The organism is Mesorhizobium sp. LNHC229A00 (assembly GCF_000502415.1).
Lineage (GTDB): Bacteria > Pseudomonadota > Alphaproteobacteria > Rhizobiales > Rhizobiaceae > Mesorhizobium.
This window is the reverse complement of the sequence record NZ_AYWQ01000055.1, coordinates 1-2,346: the sequence shown is the minus strand read 5'-3', so window position 1 is coordinate 2,346 and position 2,346 is coordinate 1. Positions and strand designations below refer to the sequence as shown.

Sequence of the window (2,346 nt, the reverse complement as noted above, 5' to 3'; positions counted from 1 at the left end):
ACACCATACGGCGGATCAGTCACAAACGCGTGGATCGAGCGCTCGGGCCGGTTGGCCAACCACTCGAAACAATCCGCCTGGAAAATGAGCGCCTTGCCGATCTTCGCGGAGGCGATTGGCTCCGCTCGCCCGCAATGGCCATTAGCCTTCAGCCGGTAACGCCCGCGCTCGGTACGTTCGAATAAGTCCGGCGTGTTGATGTTAAGGTATGATCGCACCGACGAAGCTGGCACTTCGCCCAGGGTTGTTCGGACACCCGACGTGATTTCACTGATTGACGCGTCGTCCACTGCTGTCGCGAGGAACTCCACGATAGAGTCTCTGATTACCCCTGGCGCCAGCGTCATCGAATCGATACCTCTTGAAGGAAGCGAGTCTAGATCGTTTGACGTCTGGACGTCAACTGGGAGGAGGGTCATTCGGTTGCTCCAAAGCATGCGCCACTGACGCCGATTAATCCGCTAATGATTTTCGAAAAGACAAACGATGAAGCAATTTCTTCGAAGTGGTGCCGCGAAAGCCGCGCAACTAGCCAACATACACTCAAAAGAAATAAAGTTGGCGACGAGCGGCGCCGTAGTCGGTGGCGTAGCAGGCATGTCGATCGGCGGTGTTGGTGTCGTTGGGATGGGTGGCGCGACCGGATTCGGTTTCTTGACTGTAGCTCTGATCCTAGCTGCCGCAGGTGCTTTAGTCGGAAGTCGAATAGGCGTCTGGCTCGATCAGAAAGGCTAGCCGGACTGGAGTGTGGAGTTCTCCGCAGCCCAGCGATGGACACGTAGACGGCAAGAGCGGCAGCGGAAGCTGCAGAGGGATTAGCTTCGGCGTCCGCGGATATTATTCGGCATCGGGCTGAGATGCTTCTATTGCCAGCACATCCAAGGCCTCAATCTCCTGCATCACCTTTCCGGCGATGCCTTGCAAGTCGCCATACATCCCGACGGTCGNAGGCCTCAATCTCCTGCATCACCTTTCCGGCGATGCCTTGCAAGTCGCCATACATCCCGACGGTCGACTCGATTACGCCTTGTATCTGAGCCTCGCGCTTGGCCCATAGGCGTGTTGTGGCCTTGCGTTCCCTGGCCAGGTCCTCCTGCATATCAAGAGAACTTTTCGACGATCGCCTCGACGCGATGGCGGAACCGCGGACCGGTCAGATAGCCATAGACCTGCTCCATTTTGGTAGCCTGGCCGTCCTGGGCGAGGCGAGAGTTCGCCAGCTCGATAAGGGATTGTCGCAGCATGATTGCGATCGGCATCGCGCATTTGGGATGGGCGACATAGACCCCGTCCAGAAGATCGAAGGTTTCCACACCGGGAGGGAGCGCTTCCGAGATCATAAGCGCGATATCCGCTTTGGCGGCTCGTTGATCCGCCCTGAGCTTCCCCAGCCAACCTTGGCTCCGGCTGGCAATGAGGGCTTCCAGTTCGAGCTCCAGAACCTCGCCCTGCAGCTGCTGGGAACCCTGTTCCGCTCGGCGCTTCAGCTCCTCAATCTGACGCTGCATGCCGGCGATCTGTTCTTCCTTTTCCGCAACCTTCATTTTAAGACCGTCTTCGGCTTCCGACCTCGCCTTGACGCGAACGGCGTCCAGCCCCTCCTGGATCTTCCTTTCGATGGTCAGCGCCATCTCGCGCTTTTCGTCGTCGAGCGCACACTGCTTTTTCAGGAATTCCGCCTGTTGCTGCTGGGCCTCGGTGAGCTTTTCGTCGCGCGCCTTCAACGTCGCCTCCAGTTCGGCAAGCTTCCTGTCCTTGTCCTCTAGGTCTACCGAAAGCAGCAGTTTTGCCTTGCGGGCTTCCTCGATCGCGATTCCGGCACGCTCAAGCTTGATTTGCTCAGCCACCTGGTTGTCGATGTCCTCTTTGGCGGCGGCGATCTCGGCCTGCTGGCGCTTAAGCTCCTCTTCTCTGGCAGCCATCGATGCCTTGTTCTGCGCCAGGCGTAATTCGTATTCTCACGCGTGGCGGCAATCAAAGGGGCCGCGAGCGACTCATTGAGCTTGATTTCCGTCTTGCAGCTTGGGCAGCTGATTGTCGGCTCATTGAGAATCCTGTCCCCCTGCAGCATGGTATTGTTCGGCTGGATGGTCATCTGCGCGCTGCTCCCTGAGGAATCTGTTTTAGGACACGCTAGACTATATCTCGCCAGGCGTTTTCGGAAAAGAACAAATAGTGAACTGATGGGGTTTCTCCCGCCGCAAAGCCAGGGGAGGCGCTTCTTAAACTTGTTTTTCGGAATGATCGCCTGCGCGGGCGGCGGCAACCTCAGCCTCGACTCGATTGCCACAGAGGTCGATTACCTCGACGTGTATTTTTCGAAATGTCGAGATCGCATGCAAATGC

The 2,346-nt window shown here is 57.4% G+C and carries 2 protein-coding genes and 2 pseudogenes; 2 read left to right on the top strand and 2 right to left on the bottom strand.

What is annotated here, in order from left to right:
* Nucleotides 1–419 (bottom strand): annotated as a pseudogene (locus X742_RS0139330) (DNA modification methylase); the annotation flags it as partial.
* A 67-nt stretch (nucleotides 420–486) separates the two neighbouring features.
* On the opposite strand from X742_RS0139330, the gene X742_RS140660 reads away from it, so the two are divergent.
* Nucleotides 487–735, top strand: a complete 249-nt coding sequence (locus X742_RS140660) for a hypothetical protein (protein WP_023775552.1) — start codon at nucleotides 487–489, stop codon at nucleotides 733–735.
* Between the two features lie 151 nt (nucleotides 736–886).
* Here X742_RS140660 and X742_RS01000000171110 read toward each other — a convergent pair.
* Nucleotides 887–2,071 (bottom strand): annotated as a pseudogene (locus X742_RS01000000171110) (DUF2130 domain-containing protein).
* Here X742_RS01000000171110 and X742_RS1000000174585 point away from each other — a divergent pair.
* A partial coding sequence (locus X742_RS1000000174585) for a hypothetical protein (protein ID WP_156939495.1) occupies nucleotides 1,998–2,346 on the top strand: 349 nt, incomplete at its 3' end. The pseudogene X742_RS01000000171110 and the gene X742_RS1000000174585 sit on opposite strands and share 74 nt — an antisense overlap.

Excerpts from the sequence above, each read along its gene's own strand:
- X742_RS140660 (WP_023775552.1), top strand. The coding sequence starts at position 487 with ATGAAGCAATTTCTTCGAAGTGGTGCCGCGAAAGCCGCGCAACTAGCC.